23 protein-coding genes are annotated in these 19282 nt (G+C 33.1%); 9 read left to right on the top strand and 14 right to left on the bottom strand.

Annotated elements, in window-relative coordinates; translation table 11 throughout:
* The first annotated feature begins 1 nt into the window (after position 1).
* Both A2530_RS10780 and A2530_RS10775 read left to right on the top strand, forming a co-directional pair.
* On the top strand, positions 2-1132 hold the full coding sequence (locus tag A2530_RS10780; protein ID WP_294885373.1) for a TRAP transporter substrate-binding protein: 1131 nt from the start codon (positions 2-4) through the stop codon (positions 1130-1132).
* A 48-nt stretch (positions 1133-1180) separates the two neighbouring features.
* Positions 1181-2434 (top strand): putative glycoside hydrolase, encoded by a 1254-nt coding sequence (locus A2530_RS10775; RefSeq protein ID WP_294885374.1) that lies wholly within the window; start codon positions 1181-1183, stop codon positions 2432-2434.
* On the opposite strand, the gene A2530_RS10770 is transcribed toward A2530_RS10775, so the two are convergent.
* A complete protein-coding gene (locus tag A2530_RS10770; protein ID WP_294885375.1) occupies positions 2391-3053 on the bottom strand; it encodes a M48 family metallopeptidase in 663 nt (220 codons plus the stop codon). The genes A2530_RS10775 and A2530_RS10770 overlap by 44 nt on opposite strands.
* Positions 3040-3714 (bottom strand): 7-cyano-7-deazaguanine synthase QueC, encoded by a 675-nt coding sequence (gene queC / locus A2530_RS10765; protein ID WP_294885376.1) that lies wholly within the window; start codon positions 3712-3714, stop codon positions 3040-3042. The genes A2530_RS10770 and queC overlap by 14 nt, the downstream gene beginning before the upstream one ends.
* A gap of 83 nt (positions 3715-3797) precedes the next feature.
* Here queC and A2530_RS10760 point away from each other — a divergent pair, with 83 nt between their 5' ends.
* The 3 genes from A2530_RS10760 to A2530_RS10750 all read left to right on the top strand — a co-directional run bounded on the left by A2530_RS10760 (position 3798) and on the right by A2530_RS10750 (position 5398).
* Positions 3798-3971 (top strand): hypothetical protein, encoded by a 174-nt coding sequence (locus tag A2530_RS10760; protein ID WP_294885377.1) that lies wholly within the window; start codon positions 3798-3800, stop codon positions 3969-3971.
* Positions 3972-4046: 75 nt separating this feature from the next.
* Positions 4047-4466 carry an rRNA maturation RNase YbeY gene (gene ybeY / locus A2530_RS10755; protein ID WP_294885565.1) on the top strand — a complete coding sequence of 140 codons (420 nt, stop codon included), beginning with the start codon at positions 4047-4049 and terminating at the stop codon, positions 4464-4466.
* 5 nt (positions 4467-4471) lie between these two features.
* Positions 4472-5398 carry a calcium/sodium antiporter gene (locus tag A2530_RS10750; protein WP_294885378.1) on the top strand — a complete coding sequence of 309 codons (927 nt, stop codon included), beginning with the start codon at positions 4472-4474 and terminating at the stop codon, positions 5396-5398.
* A 1-nt stretch (position 5399) separates the two neighbouring features.
* On the opposite strand, the gene mrdA is transcribed toward A2530_RS10750, so the two are convergent.
* From mrdA to A2530_RS10695, 11 genes are all read right to left on the bottom strand, one after another.
* On the bottom strand, positions 5400-7184 hold the full coding sequence (mrdA, locus tag A2530_RS10745; RefSeq protein ID WP_294885379.1) for a penicillin-binding protein 2: 1785 nt from the start codon (positions 7182-7184) through the stop codon (positions 5400-5402).
* 415 nt (positions 7185-7599) lie between these two features.
* Complete coding sequence (locus A2530_RS10740; RefSeq protein WP_294885566.1) at positions 7600-8016, bottom strand: N-acetyltransferase; 417 nt, start codon at positions 8014-8016, stop codon at positions 7600-7602.
* Between the two features lie 34 nt (positions 8017-8050).
* Positions 8051-8668, bottom strand: a complete 618-nt coding sequence (gene yihA / locus A2530_RS10735) for a ribosome biogenesis GTP-binding protein YihA/YsxC (RefSeq protein ID WP_294885380.1) — start codon at positions 8666-8668, stop codon at positions 8051-8053.
* The gene (gene lptA / locus A2530_RS10730; protein WP_294885381.1) at positions 8661-9143 is read right to left on the bottom strand and encodes a lipopolysaccharide transport periplasmic protein LptA; all 483 of its coding nucleotides are present in this window, start codon (positions 9141-9143) and stop codon (positions 8661-8663) included. Before lptA ends, yihA begins: the two co-directional genes overlap by 8 nt.
* The gene (gene lptC / locus A2530_RS10725; RefSeq protein ID WP_294885382.1) at positions 9143-9661 is read right to left on the bottom strand and encodes an LPS export ABC transporter periplasmic protein LptC; all 519 of its coding nucleotides are present in this window, start codon (positions 9659-9661) and stop codon (positions 9143-9145) included. Before lptC ends, lptA begins: the two co-directional genes overlap by 1 nt.
* Position 9662: 1 nt before the next feature.
* Positions 9663-10157: an HAD family hydrolase gene (locus A2530_RS10720; protein WP_294885383.1), complete on the bottom strand. Its 495-nt coding sequence runs from the start codon at positions 10155-10157 to the stop codon at positions 9663-9665.
* Positions 10154-10726: an imidazoleglycerol-phosphate dehydratase HisB gene (gene hisB, locus A2530_RS10715; protein ID WP_294885384.1), complete on the bottom strand. Its 573-nt coding sequence runs from the start codon at positions 10724-10726 to the stop codon at positions 10154-10156. Before hisB ends, A2530_RS10720 begins: the two co-directional genes overlap by 4 nt.
* A gap of 2 nt (positions 10727-10728) precedes the next feature.
* Positions 10729-11541, bottom strand: a complete 813-nt coding sequence (locus tag A2530_RS10710) for a septal ring lytic transglycosylase RlpA family protein (RefSeq protein ID WP_294885385.1) — start codon at positions 11539-11541, stop codon at positions 10729-10731.
* Positions 11534-12760: a lytic transglycosylase domain-containing protein gene (locus A2530_RS10705; RefSeq protein ID WP_294885386.1), complete on the bottom strand. Its 1227-nt coding sequence runs from the start codon at positions 12758-12760 to the stop codon at positions 11534-11536. The genes A2530_RS10710 and A2530_RS10705 overlap by 8 nt, the downstream gene beginning before the upstream one ends.
* A gap of 77 nt (positions 12761-12837) precedes the next feature.
* A complete protein-coding gene (locus A2530_RS10700) occupies positions 12838-13614 on the bottom strand; it encodes a TatD family hydrolase (RefSeq protein ID WP_294885387.1) in 777 nt (258 codons plus the stop codon).
* A 20-nt stretch (positions 13615-13634) separates the two neighbouring features.
* Positions 13635-15173 carry an AAA family ATPase gene (locus A2530_RS10695; protein ID WP_294885388.1) on the bottom strand — a complete coding sequence of 513 codons (1539 nt, stop codon included), beginning with the start codon at positions 15171-15173 and terminating at the stop codon, positions 13635-13637.
* Between the two features lie 117 nt (positions 15174-15290).
* Between A2530_RS10695 and A2530_RS10690 the strand changes: the two genes are divergently transcribed.
* Positions 15291-15497, top strand: coding sequence for a hypothetical protein (locus A2530_RS10690; RefSeq protein ID WP_294885389.1), 207 nt, complete (start codon positions 15291-15293; stop codon positions 15495-15497).
* A 4-nt stretch (positions 15498-15501) separates the two neighbouring features.
* Here A2530_RS10690 and A2530_RS10685 read toward each other — a convergent pair whose 3' ends face one another.
* The gene (locus tag A2530_RS10685) at positions 15502-16356 is read right to left on the bottom strand and encodes an NAD(+)/NADH kinase (protein WP_294885390.1); all 855 of its coding nucleotides are present in this window, start codon (positions 16354-16356) and stop codon (positions 15502-15504) included.
* Between the two features lie 133 nt (positions 16357-16489).
* Between A2530_RS10685 and wrbA the strand changes: the two genes are divergently transcribed.
* Genes wrbA through aspS form a run of 3 tightly spaced genes read left to right on the top strand, consistent with a single transcriptional unit; the run spans position 16490 to position 19278 of the window.
* Complete coding sequence (gene wrbA, locus A2530_RS10680; protein ID WP_294885391.1) at positions 16490-17101, top strand: NAD(P)H:quinone oxidoreductase; 612 nt, start codon at positions 16490-16492, stop codon at positions 17099-17101.
* 30 nt (positions 17102-17131) lie between these two features.
* The gene (locus A2530_RS10675) at positions 17132-17464 is read left to right on the top strand and encodes a co-chaperone YbbN (RefSeq protein ID WP_294885392.1); all 333 of its coding nucleotides are present in this window, start codon (positions 17132-17134) and stop codon (positions 17462-17464) included.
* Between the two features lie 59 nt (positions 17465-17523).
* On the top strand, positions 17524-19278 hold the full coding sequence (gene aspS / locus A2530_RS10670) for an aspartate--tRNA ligase (protein ID WP_294885393.1): 1755 nt from the start codon (positions 17524-17526) through the stop codon (positions 19276-19278).
* The last annotated feature ends 4 nt before the right edge of the window (positions 19279-19282 follow it).

Here is a 19282-nt window from a genome sequence, read left to right as displayed (position 1 = left end):
CATGAATCGTAGAGACTTTTTTACAACTGCCACCGTATCTGCTACATTTGCCCTTAGTGGATGTAACGATAACAACAGAGAAGCGATTAACTACTCAAAACATCCGCAAAAAAAAGATGGCGATGCGAAAGTTGTACATGTAAATAAAAATAAAAAAGCTGTTATAAAACTTGCAACAAGTTGGCCTGCAAGCTTTCCTATAATGGGAACTGGCGTTGAGAGATTTGCTCAAAGATTAAAAGATATCAGCGGCGGCTCTTTGGAAGTAAAAATTTATCCAAAAAATGTTCTTATTCCGGATTTAGCTGTTTTTGACGCGGCTAGCAGCGGACAGATTGATGCTTTTCACTCTGGTCCCTATTATTGGAAAGGAAAAAATAGTGCTTTTTCGCTATATAGCGGAATCCCATTTGGTTTTACAGCTGAGGAGATAAACTCTTGGATGCTTTTTGGCGGCGGATTAGATTTATGGAGAGAACAGTATGCAAACTATAACCTTTATCCGTTTATGGGTGGAAATACCAATATTCAAATGGGCGGCTGGTTTAGAAAAGAGATACGCTCGCTTGATGACATGCAAGGCTTAAAGATGAGAATACCGGGTCTTGGCGGCGAAGTCTTCTCTAAAATGGGAGTAAATTCAGTTTTATTGCCCGCAGGAGAAATATATACTTCACTTGAACGAGGTGTCATTGATGCTACAGAATGGGTTGGACCTGCACTTGATATCAAAATGGGCTTTTATAAGGTAGCGCCATACTACTACTCTGGATGGCATGAACCGGGATCAATTCTTGAACTTACTTTTAATAAGCAATTCTGGAATAAACTATCTTACGAACATCAAGCTATGATTGAAGTTGCTTCTAGCGAGATGAATTCAAATATGACATATGAATTTCATAGCGAGAATATAAAAGCACTTAAAAAATTAAAAGAGCTTAATATTGCCATACATCAATTTCCTAAAGATGTGACAAATGCCGGTAAAGCAGCTTTAGCGGAGGTTTTAGCTAAACTCAGCAAAGAAAACGGCGACTTTGATAAAGTTTACAAATCTATACAAAATCATCTTGCTCTTTCAAAAGAGTGGAGTGATGCAAGCTTAAAATATTTTTTGAACGAGAGGTAAATAACAAATTATGTATAATCGCGCATTTAAACAAAAGGTAGTAATCATTTGAAACATTCCATATTTATATCATTTCTGCTAAGTACTACCCTTTTTGCTTCTTTTAGTGGAGCAATAGTAGATAAAACAAACTCTTTGCCTATCGCAAATGCGACTGTTAGTGACTCTAACAATAGTATAAAAAGTAACAAAGACGGACTTTTTACTATAGATAGCAGTGATAAATCACTCTCAATAAAGGCTTGTGGATACAGACCATATAAACTAACTCTTGAAAATAACACTACTAACATAAAGTTAGAGCCAATAGCTGTAAAAGCCTTGTATCTTACATTTTGGGGTGCAAACTTAAACTCAAAAACTATAAAGAAAATACTTGATATAGTTGATGCAACAGAAGTTAATGCTATTGTTGTTGATGTAAAAAATGAATATGGCTCAACATCATATAAAACATCATGTAATGAAGCAAATAGTTACGGGGCAGCAAAAAAAAGAACAATCAAAGATATAAAATCTTTTATATCTTTGATGAAATCAAAAAATATATATACAATCGCTAGAATTGTTACTTTTAAAGATGAGTTACAATCCTCAAATAACTTTGTATATGCAATAAAAGATAAAAATAAAAATTTATGGAAAAATCATGATGAGATGGGTTGGGTCGATCCATTTGATACGAGAAGTCATGAATATACCGCTTCGATAGCAGAAGATGCTGCTAATGTAGGATTTGATGAGATAAATTTTGATTATATTCGCTTTCCTGCCAAAGCAGAATTGACATTAGCAAAAGAGAGTAATGAAGCAAACCGTATTAAGGCTATAGAGAACTTTCTCTCTTTAGTACAAAAAAAATTGCAAAAATATCCGACATTTATTTCTGTATCTACCTACGGTAATATTTGTTGGGAAACAGGAGATACGGGTATAGGACAAAAAATAGAGTCATTAGCAAAATATGCAGATTATATCGCTCCTATGCTTTATCCTTCCGGATTTGCAAAAGGTTCATTTAATTTTGAACATCCATCAGAACATCCACATGCAGTTATATACAGAAGTATAAAAAATATAGAAAACAAAATTGATTCAAAAAGAATAAGACCTTGGCTACAATCTTTTAGAGATTATGCCCACAAAAAAAGAGAGTATAAAAAATTTGAAATAGGTGAACAAATTAGAGCAACAAAAGATATAAATACGAGCGGATGGATGATGTGGTCACCGTCTAGCAAATATGATATAAACTGTTTTAAGAGAGAGAAAAGCGCCTCAACTCTTGATTCAACACTTTAGCATCAGGTATATACCGCTCAACTAGTAAATGGAACTTTTTTGAGTGGTTCATATGCGTTATATGCGCCAATTCATGGACTACAATAAAATCAATCAAATTTTTGCCTATTTTAACAAGCTCCGTATTAAAAGTTATAATGCCTCGCGAGCTACAACTTCCCCATCTACTTCTCATTTTTCTGAATTTTATATCGCTATAGTTTAAATTCATTATCTTTGCATAATGTTCTACTCTTGGAACAATATAACTCTGTGCAGACTCTTTGTAAAATTTATCGTAACATTTTGATATATTAATGATATTGGAGACATCAACATTTTTTAGATATTCTCTTAAAGCATTTGCTTCATTCGTGTCAATACTATAAATTTCTCCAAAAAGAATCACTTCATCTTGTATATTTACAGTCATTGACCTGTTTTGTTCTACTATTTTTAACTGCTTTCTTATCCAAAACTCTTTTTTTATAAGAAGATTTTGAATATAACTGTTAGAAATAACTGATGTTTTAAGAGTTATTTCACCATTTTTTTTAACACTAATATAACTATTTTTTAAATTTGGTTTATAGATATGTAAAATTCTTAAGTTATTAAAATTTATCTCACTGATACTCAATTGGATCTTTTACCCCGACTAATTTAAAACCATTTAATCTCAAACGGCAACTGTCACAGACTCCACACGCTTTATCCTCACTTTTATAACAGCTCCATGTAAGTTTGAGAGGAACATTAAGCTCAATCGCCTTTTGTACAATTTGAGATTTTTTAAGATGCACAAGCGGCATATAAATTTTTATATTTGTTTCGTCTTTTGTACCTAAATTTATACTTTGTTCCATACTTTTAATATAAGCTTCTCTGCAATCAGGATATCCACTGCTGTCCTCTTCAACTACTCCTATTACTATTGCTTGTGCACCCTCTTTCTCGGCAATAGCAGCTGCCATACTTAAAAAGATACCGTTTCTAAACGGTACGTAAGTAACAGGAACACCATCTTCAAGACCGCCTATTGGCACTTCTATAGTTTTATCAGTAAGAGCTGAAGCGCCTATTTGAGCAAAAAAATCCAAATCTAAAATATATCTATTTAAAACATTTAGCTCATCGCATATTTTGTTAAAACAAGAGAGTTCTTTACTCTGTGTTCTTTGTGCATAGTTAAAATGCACGGCAATAATATCATATCCAATCTTTTTCATCATGTACGCACTCAAAGTAGAGTCCATACCGCCGCTCATAATACAGAGTGCTTTTTTACTTTTCATAATCATAAAAATATTTTAACATAATATTTTAATCTTCATTGAAAGATATAAGCAATATAATGTTCAAATATATAAAAAAAGGAGATATCATGGATATTTCAACAACAGCGACTCCATCTTCACCTCAAATTGAAGCTATGAAAAAAGCGAGTGAAGTTCAAGAGAGACAGATTTTAAAAGTTTTGGAGAGTGCCAATGAGCAGTCTCAGCAAGTTACAGCGCAAAAAACAGGTCTTGGAAATAATTTAAATATTTCAGGATAACATATCTACATGTATAAAGTGAGTTTATTTGCTCACTTTATACAACAACCTTCTATTTTTGGTATAATTCCGCTTATGATTGAATTTGACAACAGAACCTCATTAAATATAAATATCGAAACAGTAGATATAATTGCTAATTTCTTAACAAAAAAAGATATTGAGTTAATTCTTACAGACAATAGTGAAATAAAAGAGATAAACAAAATTCATAGAAATATCGATAAAGACACTGATGTTTTAAGCTTTCCGTATGAAGACGTGCCTATGTGCCCACTGGGAAGTATTGTTATTTCAGCTTCACATGTGCAAGAGAAAGCAAAAGAACTTGAACATAGCGAAGATAATGAGTTTGCCCTACTCTTTTTACACGGTTTACTGCATCTTTTGGGCTACGACCACGAAATTGACGATGGTGAGATGAGAAACAAAGAGGCAGAACTTATTAAAAAATTTAATTTACCTACAAGCCTAATTGTCCGAACACAAGGATAAATTTAATGGATTTTGTAATTTTTATAATTGCAATGTCGGCACTTATTTACGGTGCAGATTTTGTTATAAAAGAGTCTGAACGCATAGCTCTGCATTTTAATATATCTCATTTTGTAATCGGTGCTACACTAGTATCTTTTGGCACATCTCTTCCTGAAATGGCAGCATCAATTACCGCATCTATGGCAGGTAAGAGTGAAATGGCAGTAGCAAATGTCGTCGGAAGCAATATTTTTAATATTGTATTGATACTGGGAACTGTTTTTTTTATATCTAAAGCCATGCATCCAAAAAGAGATTTGTTCATTAAAGACAGTGCTTGGATTATAGTTCCGTTAGCTTTATTTTTAATAATGATTAATGATGGTGTTATAGGGAGATTTGACGGCTTTTTGTTTATTTTATTAATGTCTTCATATCTTCTATTCCTATTTGTCGATTCCAAAGATGAACTTTCACAAGAGATAGATGAAGAACTAGTTAAAGAGAAATTTAATTGGAGTAAAACAGCTGCTTTGCTTACAATTGGCTTTATACTTACTATCGGCGGAGCAGGTTTTGTTGTGGAAAGCGGAACTAATATAGCTAGAATGTTTGGTGTAAGCGAGTGGGTTATAGGTATGTTTTTAATAGCTATCGGCACATCTTTACCTGAGCTTGTTGTTTCGTTAGTTGCCATAAAAAAGGGAAATGCTGAAATGAGCATAGGAAATATTATAGGCTCAAATGTAGCAAATTTTTCCATGGTTTTAGGTAGTGCAGCACTCATTAATCCTTTGACAATAGATTTGATAGCAACAAAGTTTGATATAATGATTTTAATTGCATCTTCCGTTACTCTTACATTTATTTTAGCAAATAAGCTATACAACAAAACCGGAGCTATATTTTTATTGATTATTCTAGCTCTTTTAATTCAAAATCATCTCTAATTTATTGTTTAATATACCCCATCTCTAAAAGTTTATTATATATATCAGAAACAATCTTTCCCGCAGCAGCTCCGCCATGCCCTCCATGTTCAACCATGGCTAAGACAACATACTGAGGATCTGAATATGGACCGTAACTAGTAAACCATGCATGAGAGCGGGTGTAGTACTCCATTTCATGTTCTAACTCTCTATTTTTTATATCTTGCAATATACCTACAACTTGGGCTGTTCCTGTTTTTCCTGCAATTTTAACTCTTGAACTTAAATACTGCATAGCCGTTCCACTTGGAACATTACAAACTTCATACATTGCTTTTTGAATTATGGGCAATTTTTTCAACTCATTCTCATCAAATATATCTTGGAACTCAGGTTCAATAACTGCATCACCTATCTTATTTGCAAAATATGGACGCGGCAATTTACCTATTGCCATTAGCGCTGTAAATTGTGCCATTTGCATTGGAGTAACTAGAAAATCACCCTGTCCTATTGATGTATTTACCGTCTCTCCTATATACCATGGCATATTATACTTTTTTCTTTTCCATTCACGTGATGGAACGGTTCCGACAAACTCATTTGGCAAATCTACACCTGTTTTTTGACCGAGTCCGTATCTAATTAGCCCCTCACTTAACTTCTTAATTCCAAGCTGAATACTTCCTTTATAAAAAAAATCGTCACAACTCTCTCTTATTGCTCTGTTTATACCTACATGTCCATGTCCATCTTTTTTCCAGCATCTAAATACCCTTTTTCCAAGAGGCATAGACGCTGTACAATTTACGCTAAAATAGCCCATATCCGGCGATGTAATATATAATAGCCCAAGTCCGGTTTTTATAGTTGAACCAGGTGGATATAATCCGTGAATCAACTTATTTGTAAATGGTTTTTCAAGACTAGTAGAAAGATGATCCCAAACATCTTGTGAAATTCCTGATACAAAAGTATTTAAATCATATTCAGGAAAACTGCTTGCAGATAATATTGCACCGTTAACTCCCATAACTATGACGGCACCTGATTTATTTTCAAATAGTGATGATATATATTTTTGAAGTTCTATATCTATGTTTAATATTAATTTTCTATCTTCTTGAGCCTCTTTATTTGAGAGTTCTTCAATCTCTTGATTATTTGCATTAACTTTTATTTCTCGCTTACCAGGTAATCCCTGTAAATATGTATTATAATTTTTTTCTATACCTGTTTTCCCCGTATATCCTATTAGTTCTTGAAGCTTGTCCTCTTCTATATCGCTTTTGTTTGCACGAGAAACATATCCGATAATATGTGCACCAACCTCCTTATAAGGATAAAGTCTTTTTGGGGAGGATACTATATTTATATTTTCTCTTAAATTTAATATAGAATATACAGGCATAATTTCTTCATACGATACGAATTCAACAATATCAATAAAATTATGATTATAGTAAGAATCAACTTTTTTATAATTTTTTATAATTTTTTCTTTATCTAACTTAGGCAATAACTTTATTAGAATATCTATCTCTGATTCAAATGTCTGAGAATTCTTTTTTAAGCCAAGATGCGGAGCTAACTGTATTTTAAAACCTAGTTCATTTATAGCAATAGGTTTATTATTTACATCAACAATTTCTCCTCTAACAGGTGCAATTTGTTCAATTTTAATAGTATTGTCATAAGATAATTTTTCATAATAGCTATTTGATTCTACCGATAATAAAAATACCCTTACTAGAAGTGCAAGCCATATCGTAATAAATATAAAAAGTATAAATTTAATCTTCATAAGATGCTCACAATTAAAAATTCAATTACTATATAATAAATTACATAATAGTTTATGCTTGGAATAGGAAGTAAAAATATATTTGACAAAAGTGAATAGAAAAGGAAAAAGCCCATATAAACCAAAACAACAATTATAAATTTTATACAAGAATTACAACTAATGCTTTGAGTAATTTTAGGTATAACGTATTTATAAATAAACACAAAGTATATAATTGTACTAAATAGTACATATCCATTCTCCGCTTCAAAAAGCAATAAACAAAAAGAGACTAATAATATAAAGATGGAATCATTATTTTTAAGTGCCTTTGAAAACAGTATAAAAAGTACTGCCAACAGAGGCGGTAAAAAAAGATATATCCCGCTTAATGCAGTATATACAAAGAATAGAACAACATATAAAAATGGTGTTATAGGGTTTTTATAAGTGATACTTCGTTGCATACGGGAAAGTGTTTACATTTAATACAATCGGCCCAAATTTTATGTTCAGGTAGCGACTCTTTTGGAATTTCAACAAAGCCAAGTTTTTCAAAAAATAATTGTTTGTATGTTAAACTGAGAACTTTTTGAAGACCTAAAGCTTTAGCTTCTTCTATTGCTTTAGCAATTAAACTCTGCCCTATTCCCATACCCCTCTTATTCTCAGTAACAACAAGGGATCTGATTTCTGCCAATGATTGAGTATGGATATGTAAAGCGCAAAATCCAACAATTTTATCATCCTCTTTTGCTAAAATATACGATCTGATATTTGTGGCTACTTCATCTGAGCTTCTTGCAAGTATTACTCCGGCTTCAATCTCTTTTACAACAAGCTTTTGCATATCATCAATATCTGACAATCTAGCCTTTATCAATTCAATTTTCACTAGAATCTCCTTGTAAAATATTATAAATAATTGTTACAATTTTTTGTAAACCTCTTTTTTTTGAGCTTGATACCATAAGTGCATGCGGGAACTCTTTTTTTAGAGCATTTTGTTCTTTTTGATTTAATTTGTCTATCTTAGTGAAAATCTGAAGTATATGTTGTGTTTCGTTTGAAAACTCAAATAAAAAATCACTAACAGATTTATCTATCTCTAAAAAAGGGTGTCTGCAGTCAACCAAATGAATAAAAATTTTTATTTGTTTTCTATTAGCAATATAGTCTGTTAAATTTTTTTCCCAATCATATTTGATTGATTTTGAAACTTTTGCATATCCAAAACCTGGTAAATCTACAAATTTTGCAAAACTTTTTTGGGAATTTTTTCTATTTAGAAAGGCAACGTCAAAATAATTAATTAGTCTTGTTTTACCGGGTGTAGATGATACTTTTGCTAAACCTTTATGATTACTTAAAGCATTTAACAAAGAGCTTTTTCCGACATTTGAACGAGCCATAAAAACAACTTCATTTTGTTCTTGTGTATCAGGTGAGCCATCTATGTTAGCAGCAGAAATTACAAATTTTGAATCAACGATTTCAATCATTCTTACTCTTTTTCTTATCTTCAGGCATATCAAAAATCATTATTACAGGCTCTTTTGCAGCACCTTTTGCATACGCTTTGCCATCAATAACTTTTAGGATAACTTCTTCTCCGATTATCTCTTTTTTTTCGTTTATCTGTCTTAGATGAACATCTCTAAAAAAAAGATATTCTTTTTTTTGCGGAAGATATACTACCTTTTGTGCTTTACCGCTATACATTGCACCATCAAGAGTTTCTATGTTGAAAGAGGCATTACCTTCTGCAATAAACTTTATCGGTTTTTGATTGCTATCAGTATGAATAGTTACTTTTGATGCATTTAATTCATCGTTACCTTTGATTATATTCACATCACCTTCAAAGACTGATATGCCATTCTTTTGATCAGCATTAAAAAGCTTCGCCTTAATCTGCATCTCTTGCGAAAATAGTGCTGATGTTAAAAAAAATGTCAAGAAAAATATTTTTTTCATTAATTACTCTCTTCTAATTGATATATTGCTTTAATATTTTTTGACTCTAAAGTTTCTAAAGAGTTATTATACTTTAATTTTTCTCCTGTAACTATATTCGCATCTCTATATAAAACATAAGATCCATCCACAGTAGCGACTGTTGTTTTTTTATTGTAAACTGCTTTTTGAGTCTTAAAAGTCAATCCATCTTCTCTGGAGTAGATAATATCTCCATCCAAATAAACCGTATTATTTTTATATACACCTGTGTTTGACTTCATATTTGCTATGTACTCTTTAGAATTATCTGTATAATTCATCCTCTCAACCTCATATCTGTTTGCATATTTAGTTGCCTTATCGCCGTTCATTAATGTAATAAGTCCTTTAGAATTTAATTCATACATTATAAACGATGAAATAGAGAAAGACGGAACATCGGTAAAAGATTGTTGTTTTATATCCATAGGCTTAAACAAGAGCAATATCATCAACAAAGAAATAAACAAAAATGCAAAAAAATGATTAATATTCATATTATAACCAAATAGACAAAAACTGCTCTTGCAAATCATTTTCATCCACTATTATATCTATCATCTCTCTTACTGCTGCTTCTCCACCGTTACATGTAAGAGTAGTATTGACAAGTTCTCTAATCTCTTTTACGCCATCTTTTGGAGTAAAACTTCTGCCGACTTTGCTTAGCATTTTATAATCATTTAAATCATCCCCTATTGCGGCAACTTCATGATATTTAATTTCAAGCGAATCAATAAGCTCATTTAATACTTTTTCTTTCTCTTTAACACCCTGAAACAAAAATTTTATGCCTAACTCTTTAGCTCTTTTTTCAACTATCTTGGAGTTTCTGCCCGTTATAATAGCGACATGTCTGCCCATCTTTACCCACGAGCTTATGGCAAGACCGTCTTTTACGTTAAAGTTTTTAGTCTCTTCCCCTGTCGATGAATATATAATTTTTCCATCGGTTAGGCAACCGTCAACATCAAGTACTATTAACTTAATCACAAAACATCTTTTGTGCTTGGAATACCGACTCTTTCGTTTTTTTGTGTTGCACGACGAATTGCAACGCCAAGTGATTTAAAAGCAGCCTCTATTATGTGATGTCTATTTTTGCCTCTAAGCGCTACAATATGTGTACTAATTTTTGCATTTAAGACAAAAGCTTTAAAAAATTCTTCTACAAGTTCAGTATCAAATGTCCCTACTTTTCCTCTGACATCAACTTCATAAACCAAATACGGGCGGTTACTTAAATCTAAATCACAACTTACACAAGCCTCATCCATTACAATGTTTGCACTTCCAAAGCGCTCCATTTTCTCTACCGGATATATAGCTTCAGCTAGAAGAGAACCTAAAACTATACCTATGTCTTCTACGCTATGATGGTCATCAATGTGCGTATCTCCGCTACATGTTATATTTAAATCAATCAAAGAGTGTTTCGAAAAACTCTCTAACATATGGTCTAAGAATCCAACACCAGTATTTATTTTACTTTTGCCCGTTCCATAAAGAGAGAGGGAAATTGTTATATCTGTTTCTTTTGTTTTTCTGCTTTTGCTAATCATTTTTAATCCTCTCTTACGATAAACGAATCTCTAAAATTTCCAAGTGATCTATAATCTCTTGCTTCTTGTTCACTTTTAAACCCTTTTAGCCACACTTTAAACATTCTGCCGTTTTGTGTTTGTATATCTTTTATAATAGTTTTATAACCGTCTGTATCATTATATTTTTTTTGAGTAGCCATTGCCCCCTCGATTTTACTAAAAGATGCAATCTGAATAGCAAACCCGTCTATTGTTTGATTCTTAGGCGACTCGTCTAACTCCTTTTGTGAAGGAATATGTTTTTCTCCTTTAACATAAAAACCTAGAACTTCTACCTTTACGGGTGCTGTTCCTACACCAATCATATTTATTTTACGAGCTGCCGTATTTGATAAATCAATAATCCTTGTATCTATAAACGGACCCCTGTCGTTTATTCTAACAACAGTGCTTAACCCATTTGATTGATTAGTTACCTTGACAATGGTATTCATAGGTAAAGTTTTATGTGCAGCAGTCATATCATACATGTTATATGTTTCACCGTTAGAAGTTGATTTACCGTGAAAATCTGGGCCATACCAACTTGCATTTCCTTGAAACTCATCTCCTACACTTACAATAGTAGGATAGTATTTTATACCTCTAATAACGTACGGTCTCATTGTAGGATGTGAATAGTCTTTTTTAGCTATAACAGAACTATGTGAATCACTATCTTCAGAGTAAGTATCCGTATTTCCAAAATCGACATACGGTCTCTTTGCTACAGAACTACATCCTGTAGATAAAACAATAGCAGAAATAGTGAAAAAAATATAAAATTTATTCATATAATTTTAGCCTTTCGCCCTCTTTAATGATGCTACCCTCAATTTTATTATTAAGTTGTATATTTTTAATAGTAACTTGATGCGTTTTTGCAATAGACTTTAAAGTATCGCCTTTTTTTACTACATGATAAGACTCATTATCTATTTTCTTAATATCAATCTTGTCATATATCGGAATAATTAACTTTTGATTTAAACTTAGTCTAGCGCTTTTAAGGGTATTAAAATCCATAATCACTTTGCTTGAAACATGATATTTTCTACCTATATCAAAAAGATTATCGCCTCTTTGAACTATATGCACTTTATAAATATTTTTAATTTTATCTTCAAAATATTTCTGCTTAAACTCAGAAAGTTTAATATACGGTATGTATATATCATAAGATTTTAAATAGGGTGGAGCAAAATCATATTTTAAATGTCTATTTAATTTTTGCAGCTCTTCATGAGGAATTCCTATTAGTTTAGAAACTCTCTTAAGCGATTCACCACTAGGAACTTTAACAGTAGAAACAGAATATGCATTCGCCCTGTTTAAAAGATGTTCATATTCGCTCTTTAGCAAGAACTGTTCATCATTGCCCATTATTGCCAGAGCTACAATTTTTCTAATATATAACCTGCTCTCTTTAGGAATATATTTCTTTTGTGAATCCAATAAAACATTTAACTCATCGCTGTTTGCATCTTTTATGGCTTTACTTAACCTTCCGCTGCCGCAATTATATGCGATAACCGCTAAATACCACTTACCGAATTTATTATGAAGCTCACGTAGATATTTTGCAGCTGCTTCCGTTGATTTTATAAAATCTCTTCTCTCATCAACGTATTTATCAATTCTAAGTCCATATAACTTTGCCGTATCCGGTATAAATTGCCATAAGCCAGAAGCACGTTTAACAGAATAAGCTTTTGTTGAAAATTGCGACTCTGCCATTGCAAGAAAAAGAAATTCAGGCGGGACTCCGTTGCTTGATAAAATACTTTTAATAGCCGGAATAAAAAGATGAGCATCGTCCATAGCTTGAAAGAAACGTTCATCTTTATAAATCGCTGTATTGCTATTTTTCATTTGATTCATAAGCTCATCGTATAAAAACGATGCTTCTATATCAAAAGACTCTAAAATGGCTATTTCTTTATTGTGATTTGGGGTGCGTGTGAGATTTGCGCTAAGCAAAAATGGTAATAAAAATAATAATATATATTTCAAAATGACAGCTCTTATATTAAATTTAAAGCCTTAATTCTATCTAAATTAACATTAAACATAGTGCAATATTACTAATATTAAGAAATATCAAAGAGGGTAAAAGCATTTTTTGTAGTTAAATTTTCTAAATTTTCTAGTGGAATTCCTAAAAGTTCAGACATTTTTTTAGCAACAAAAGTAGTATAAAGTGGCTCGTTTCTCTCTCCTCTGTGGGGCATAGGAGTCAAATAAGGAGCATCTGTTTCAATAAGAAGTTTTTCAAGTGGGATTTTTGGTAACACATGCAGAAGTTTTTTTGCATTCTTAAATGTCAGCACTCCTCCTATACCGAAGTAAAAACCTTCATTTGCCAAACTTAGCAGCTCTTCATCGGCATTATAGCAGTGCAGAACTCCGCCCACTTCTTTGGCATTATGTTTTAAAAGAAGCTCCTTAGAGTCTCTTGAAGCATCTCTAATGTGTACTATTAAAGGTTTTTTATACTTTTTGGCAAGTTCTATTTGAGCAATAAAAATCTCTTTTTGTCTTATTTTTTCTATCTCTTTCTCTTCCGACGTGCCTTCAAGCCTAAAATAATCAAGTCCGCACTCACCTATTGCAACACATTTTTCATGCTTTACATTTTTTTCAAAATCCTCCATATTGAATAAATCCATATCATAAGGATGTACACCAACTGCAAAGTAAACATCACTGTTACTTTCTGCTATCATAATTGCTCTCTCAAGATTCGCAGGGTCTGCACCTGGAATTATAAAACGCTTTACACCGCCCTTCCTTGCTCTGTTTAAAACTTCATCCAAATCATTAATATATCTATTATCATCAAGATGTACATGTGTGTCAATTATCATTCTAAACTCTCTCTCTTTACTTATTTTGCATGTAAACTTAGTAGTTCTTTTGCAAACTTTTTAGCCTCTATTGTTATATTTTCACCGCTTATGATTCTTGCTATCTCATCCACTCTATCATAAAAGTCAAGTTCTTTTACATGTGATTCTTCGCCGCTCTTAAAAACTAAAAAATGCTGATTGCCCATAGATGTGAGCTGTGGCTGATGTGAGATTACAAATATCTGAAAATGCTCTGAGAGCTGTTTTAGTACTTTAGCAACACTCATCGACTCCTCACCGCTCAAATTTGCATCTATCTCATCAAGCATCAATACACCGCCGCCTTTATTCATAAACTCAGATTTCAGAGCTAAAATAGCCAATCTTAGCCTATTAAACTCTCCTGTACTTACTTTTTGCAAATCGGTAGAGTTTAGTTTTAAAGAGATTTCATCTTTTCCAAAAAGCCCATACTCCGTCTCATATATCTCTACTTGAGCATCTCTTAAATATAACTCTTTTAGATATCTGTTTAAATCATCTTTAAACTCTTTTATCTCTGCATGTCTAAGTCTGCTGAGCTTTTCTGAAAAATCTTTTACTTTTTTATACAAAGCGGCTTCTCTTGATTCCAAATCACCTTTTGTTATCTCAATATTTTCATACTTTTGAAGCTCTTGCATCTTTTGTTGCTTATAGTTTAGAGCATCTTCTATACTTCCGTATCTTCTCTTTATATCGCTAAGTTCTTCAATACGATTTAAAACATCCTCAACGTTTACTTCCTCAAGCATGCTGAATCTCTCTTCAGCACTCTCCATAATCGCCCTGAGTTCATTCATGCAGTCGCTAAAAAATGAGCTCTCAATATTTAATAAATCTAAAGCATTAAAAACAGTATGCTCATATTCAAAAATAGAACTTGCTGCAGATATACTACCAACTGCTTTTTCTTTTTTGGAAAGCTCTTTTTTTATCTCCAAAAGCTCTACATCTTCGGATATTTTAGGATTTATATCTTCTATTTTTTTTATTTCAAACGCTGCAAATTCTTTTAACTCAACTACTCTTTTTTGTTCATCTTCTATGGCTAAAAGTTCCTTTTTGACCTTTTTATGTTCTAAAAAAGCTTCTTTATAGTCGATTTTTAATTTATTTATATCTGGATTTTGTTTCTCAATCCTGTTATCCAAAATAGAGAGCAGATTTTCATTTTCAAAATCACTGAAATCTCTTAAAGATAGATGTCTTAAGTAGTTTGAAGATAACTCACTCATAACTTTTCTAGATATGCTTTGGTTATTTATAAAGTATCTTGATTTCTCTTTTTTTATCTGCTTAAAAACATTTATATCATCACTCTCTATGCCATGTTCTTCGGCATTTAACTCCCAAGCTACACTTGACTCACAAAGCGTTGCATCACATGAAGTTGTACCGAATGAAGATAAAATAGAGTTCATCAAAATAGATTTACCGCTTCCGCTAGGTCCGGTAAATACGACAAGCCCACATTTAAGATCAAGCTCAACCTCTTTAAAGCTAAGATAATCTTTTAAGTAAAATCTCTCTATCATCTATCTACCTTGTAAAATATTTTCAGATTATACTTGTTTATTGTTAAAAAATTAAATGATATCTCTTTAACGATTTAGCTATAATATGTAAAACAGCAAAATATATAGGTGTTTAGTATGAAAATAAAACTCTGTAAAAATTATCCTAAAAAAAACAAACTTGTAAAAAAACTTACTTTAAATTATCCGAGTGCTGAGATTAAGGTAAAATCATGTATCGGAATGTGCAAATACTGTAAATTAATGCCTACGGCTATCATTGATGGCAAAAAAGTCAAAAAGAAAAGTATTAAAAAGTTTATAAAAGCTCTACATGTAAAATAGAGCCTTATTCACCCCATCTTAATTTCTCTTTTAGTACATCAAAGTAGTTGTACTCCTCTTTATGTATCAGCTTGATTGTTTTTTGAGCCAGTTTTATATGTACGCTCTCGCCGAGTTCAAGCTCGTGCATATCTTGCCCGTCAATAATTATTAAAGCTCTCTCTTCAGATGTTTTCATCTCTATTGCATATTTCCCTGGAAGCACTACCGGTCGCTGTGTCAAAGAGTGAGGGCATATCGGAGTAAGTGCAAATACGTTTGACATCGGGAAAAGTACCGGTCCGCCTGCCGATAGATTATAAGCGGTAGAGCCTGTCGGAGTAGAAACTATTACGCCGTCACCGTAGTATGTATTAAAAGAACGAGAATCAATCAAAGTCTCTATATGTATCATATTTGTAACTCTTGTACGGGTTAAGACTATATCGTTAAAAGCGTAGTATTTTACCTCTTTAGAATTTTTTATTACCGTTGCTTCAAGAACCGCTCTCTCATCAATTTTATACTGATTTTTAATTATTTTTTGAACAAAAGAGTCAAGCTCATCAAGCGACAAATCAGCCAAAAAGCCTAGATTTCCTGCATGAACGCCAAGTATAGGAATATCAAAATCAAACGATCTTCTAACGGTAGATATAAGCGTGCCGTCACCGCCGAAACTGACCAAAAAATCGCACTCTTTGCATATCTTCTCAAAACTCTCGCCGTTCATATCAATCATAAGCGCGCTTTTACTCTCAAGCAAAACTTCTATGTCGTAATCTCTAAAAATTTTTTCTAATTTTATATAGCCATCTTTTAGTTCAGGGGTTGATGGTCTTAAAACTACACCGATTTTTTTTACTATTTTACTATTCAAATTAGCTCTTTATAAAATTTTTTTCTAAATTATACACTCTTGATATTAAAAATCAAATGGACAATTACTTAAGCTTAAATAATATACAATATTTTTCTATTAGATGATTTCAGTATAAACCAAGGAGTTTAGCATGAAAGTATTAGTCGTTTATTATTCAATGTACGGACATGTACATAAAATGGTAGAAGAAGCAGCAAACGGTGTACGCTCGGTTGATGGTGTTGAAGCAGTTATTCGCAGAGTTCCGGAGACTCTATCCGATGAAATTTTAGAAAAAATGGGCGCTACCGAGGCTCAAAAACAACAAGCAAATATTCCTATATGCACATTGGACGAACTAAGTGAAGCAGATGCCGTTATCTTTGGAACACCTACACGCTTTGGCAACATGTGCGGACAGATGAGGCAATTTCTTGATGCTACTGGAGGACTATGGATGAAGGGTTCTTTAGTGGGCAAAGTCGGAAGCGTTATTACTAGTTCAAATACACAACACGGCGGACAAGAATCTACTATTCTTAGTTTTCACACTACACTGCTTCACCACGGTATGGTTATTGTAGGTTTACCTTATACATTTCAAGGGCAGATGAGCATGGATAGTATAACAGGCTGTTCTCCTTACGGTGCATCTACTATTGCAGGCGGCAACGGAAGTCGAATCCCAAGTGAAAATGAGCTTGCAGGCGCACGTTTTCAAGGCGAACATGTTGCACGTATTGCAAAAAAACTTATGGCATAAGTAAAAAAAATTATTTTAAAAAGAGGTATTATGGCGTTTATAGAGGTAGATGAGAAAAATTTTGAGCAGGTGCTATCAAAGCAATTTGAAGAGAAAAAAACGGTTATATTAAAATTCGGTTCAGAGTTTTGCGATGCATGCAGTGCACTTGGCTGGGAGCTTGAGGATATAGATAAATATTACGATAATATATCTACTCTTCTTATCGATTGTAACGATTCGCAAGGACTTGCAGAAAGTTACGACATCTATGGATTACCTACAATGATAATATATAAAGATGCACAAACAATGGTTTATAGGGGCGAAGGCGTCCTTTTATCTCAAGATATAAAAGAAATAATAGAGCAAACAATAATATAATTAACCGATAAGCCAAGTTTGGATATAATCGGAAAAATTATTATCAGGACTCTATTTTTATGAGAAGTCATTATTGTACAGATTTAAGTGAAGCAAATGTTGGACAAGATGTTGTTCTAACAGGTTGGGCGAACAGTTACCGTGATCACGGCGGGATTATTTTTATAGACTTAAGAGACAAAAGCGGTCTTATTCAACTTACATGTGATCCTGAAGAGAATCCATCGGCACATAAATCAGCTGATGGCGTACGTGACGAGTATGTTCTTATTGCTAAAGGAACAGTTCGTCACCGTGGGGAAGGTCTTGTAAATCCACGTCTTAAAACAGGTGCTATCGAAATTATCGTTAAAGAGCTTATTATTGAAAACAAATCTGCTCCGATTCCTTTTATGATAGGCGATAAGAACGTAGGCGAAGAGACTAGACTAAAATATCGTTACCTAGAGTTAAGAGACCCTTCAATGTATGAAGCATTTCGTCTTCGTTCAAAAGCGGCAATTGCAGCTAGAAATATTTTAGATAAAAATGGCTTCCTAGAAGTTGAAACTCCTATTTTAACAAAATCAACGCCAGAAGGTGCTAGAGACTATTTGGTTCCTTCTCGTGTTCATAACGGCGAGTTTTACGCTCTTCCTCAATCTCCTCAGCTTTTCAAACAGCTTTTAATGGTAGGCGGATTTGACAGATATTTTCAAATAGCAAAATGTTTCCGTGACGAAGATTTACGTGCAGATCGTCAGCCTGAATTTACTCAAATAGACGTTGAGATGAGCTTTTGTGATCAAGAAGATGTTATTAAAGTTGCGGAAGATTTGCTTGAAGCTATGTTTGGCGCATGTGGTATCGATGTTAAACCTCCGTTTAATCGTATCTCTTACAACAATGCTATGGAGTGGTACGGCTCTGATAAACCTGATTTGAGATATGATCTTAAAATGGTTGACGTTATTGATATTTTTGAGAGATGCGATAATGAAATATTTACAAATATTGCTAAACAGCCGCATAAAAATCGTATTAAAGCTCTAAAAGTTCCAGGTGCAGACTTAGTATTTAGCAAACGTGAGATGAAAACATTCGAAGACTTTGTGCGTCAGTTCGGTGCTCACGGTCTTGGATATTTTCAAATGAAAGAAGACGGTCTTAAAGGTCCGCTTATCAAATTCTTCACAGATGCTGATATAGCTCTTTTAGTTGAGAGACTTGATATGCAAGTAGGCGACGTTGTTTTCTTCGGTGCGGGAGCTAAAAAAACAGTATGGGACTACATGGGTCGTCTTAGAATTTTCATAGCTGAACATGAAAAAATGAACCTTGTCGATAAAAATGCTTACGAGTTTGTATGGGTAGTTGATTTTCCTATGTTTGAGATTGAAGACGGACGCGTAAAAGCACTTCACCATCCATTTACACAACCAAAAGATACCGATAAAGATGATGTAGAAGAGATAGAATCTATTGCTTACGATATCGTTTTAAACGGTACGGAACTAGGCGGCGGAAGTATTCGTATCCATAAACAAGAGATGCAAGAAGAGGTGTTCAAGCTTTTAGGCATTGAAGAGGAAGAGGCTGCGGAAAAATTCGGCTTTTTACTTGATGCTTTAAAATTCGGTGCTCCTCCTCACGGCGGTTTTGCAATAGGATTTGATAGACTTATGATGCTTATTACTAAAAAATCAAGCATCCGCGATGTTATAGCATTTCCTAAAACACAAAAAGCTTCTTGTATCCTTACAAAAGCACCTAGCGAAGTTGATGCTAATCAGCTTCGTGACCTTCACATCCGTCTGCGCGAACAGGTAAAATAGTCAA

The organism is Sulfurimonas sp. RIFOXYD2_FULL_34_21 (assembly GCF_001830805.1).
Classification (GTDB): Bacteria; Campylobacterota; Campylobacteria; order Campylobacterales; family Sulfurimonadaceae; genus Sulfurimonas.
The sequence above is the reverse complement of the archived record's forward strand: the minus strand, read 5'-3'. Positions and strand labels throughout refer to the sequence as shown.

What these genes read in the sequence shown, in the direction of transcription:
- A2530_RS10780 (WP_294885373.1), top strand. Translation starts at nt 2, where the DNA reads ATGAATCGTAGAGACTTTTTTACAACTGCCACCGTATCTGCTACATTT.
- queC (WP_294885376.1), bottom strand. Translation starts at nt 3,714, where the DNA reads ATGATTATGAAAAGTAAAAAAGCACTCTGTATTATGAGCGGCGGTATG.
- A2530_RS10760 (WP_294885377.1), top strand. Translation starts at nt 3,798, where the DNA reads ATGGATATTTCAACAACAGCGACTCCATCTTCACCTCAAATTGAAGCT.
- ybeY (WP_294885565.1), top strand. Translation starts at nt 4,047, where the DNA reads ATGATTGAATTTGACAACAGAACCTCATTAAATATAAATATCGAAACA.
- A2530_RS10750 (WP_294885378.1), top strand. Translation starts at nt 4,472, where the DNA reads ATGGATTTTGTAATTTTTATAATTGCAATGTCGGCACTTATTTACGGT.
- mrdA (WP_294885379.1), bottom strand. Translation starts at nt 7,184, where the DNA reads ATGAAGATTAAATTTATACTTTTTATATTTATTACGATATGGCTTGCA.
- A2530_RS10740 (WP_294885566.1), bottom strand. Translation starts at nt 8,016, where the DNA reads ATGCAAAAGCTTGTTGTAAAAGAGATTGAAGCCGGAGTAATACTTGCA.
- yihA (WP_294885380.1), bottom strand. Translation starts at nt 8,668, where the DNA reads ATGATTGAAATCGTTGATTCAAAATTTGTAATTTCTGCTGCTAACATA.
- lptA (WP_294885381.1), bottom strand. Translation starts at nt 9,143, where the DNA reads ATGAAAAAAATATTTTTCTTGACATTTTTTTTAACATCAGCACTATTT.
- lptC (WP_294885382.1), bottom strand. Translation starts at nt 9,661, where the DNA reads ATGAATATTAATCATTTTTTTGCATTTTTGTTTATTTCTTTGTTGATG.
- hisB (WP_294885384.1), bottom strand. Translation starts at nt 10,726, where the DNA reads ATGATTAGCAAAAGCAGAAAAACAAAAGAAACAGATATAACAATTTCC.
- A2530_RS10710 (WP_294885385.1), bottom strand. Translation starts at nt 11,541, where the DNA reads ATGAATAAATTTTATATTTTTTTCACTATTTCTGCTATTGTTTTATCT.
- A2530_RS10700 (WP_294885387.1), bottom strand. Translation starts at nt 13,614, where the DNA reads ATGATAATTGACACACATGTACATCTTGATGATAATAGATATATTAAT.
- A2530_RS10695 (WP_294885388.1), bottom strand. Translation starts at nt 15,173, where the DNA reads ATGATAGAGAGATTTTACTTAAAAGATTATCTTAGCTTTAAAGAGGTT.
- A2530_RS10690 (WP_294885389.1), top strand. Translation starts at nt 15,291, where the DNA reads ATGAAAATAAAACTCTGTAAAAATTATCCTAAAAAAAACAAACTTGTA.
- wrbA (WP_294885391.1), top strand. Translation starts at nt 16,490, where the DNA reads ATGAAAGTATTAGTCGTTTATTATTCAATGTACGGACATGTACATAAA.
- A2530_RS10675 (WP_294885392.1), top strand. Translation starts at nt 17,132, where the DNA reads ATGGCGTTTATAGAGGTAGATGAGAAAAATTTTGAGCAGGTGCTATCA.
- aspS (WP_294885393.1), top strand. Translation starts at nt 17,524, where the DNA reads ATGAGAAGTCATTATTGTACAGATTTAAGTGAAGCAAATGTTGGACAA.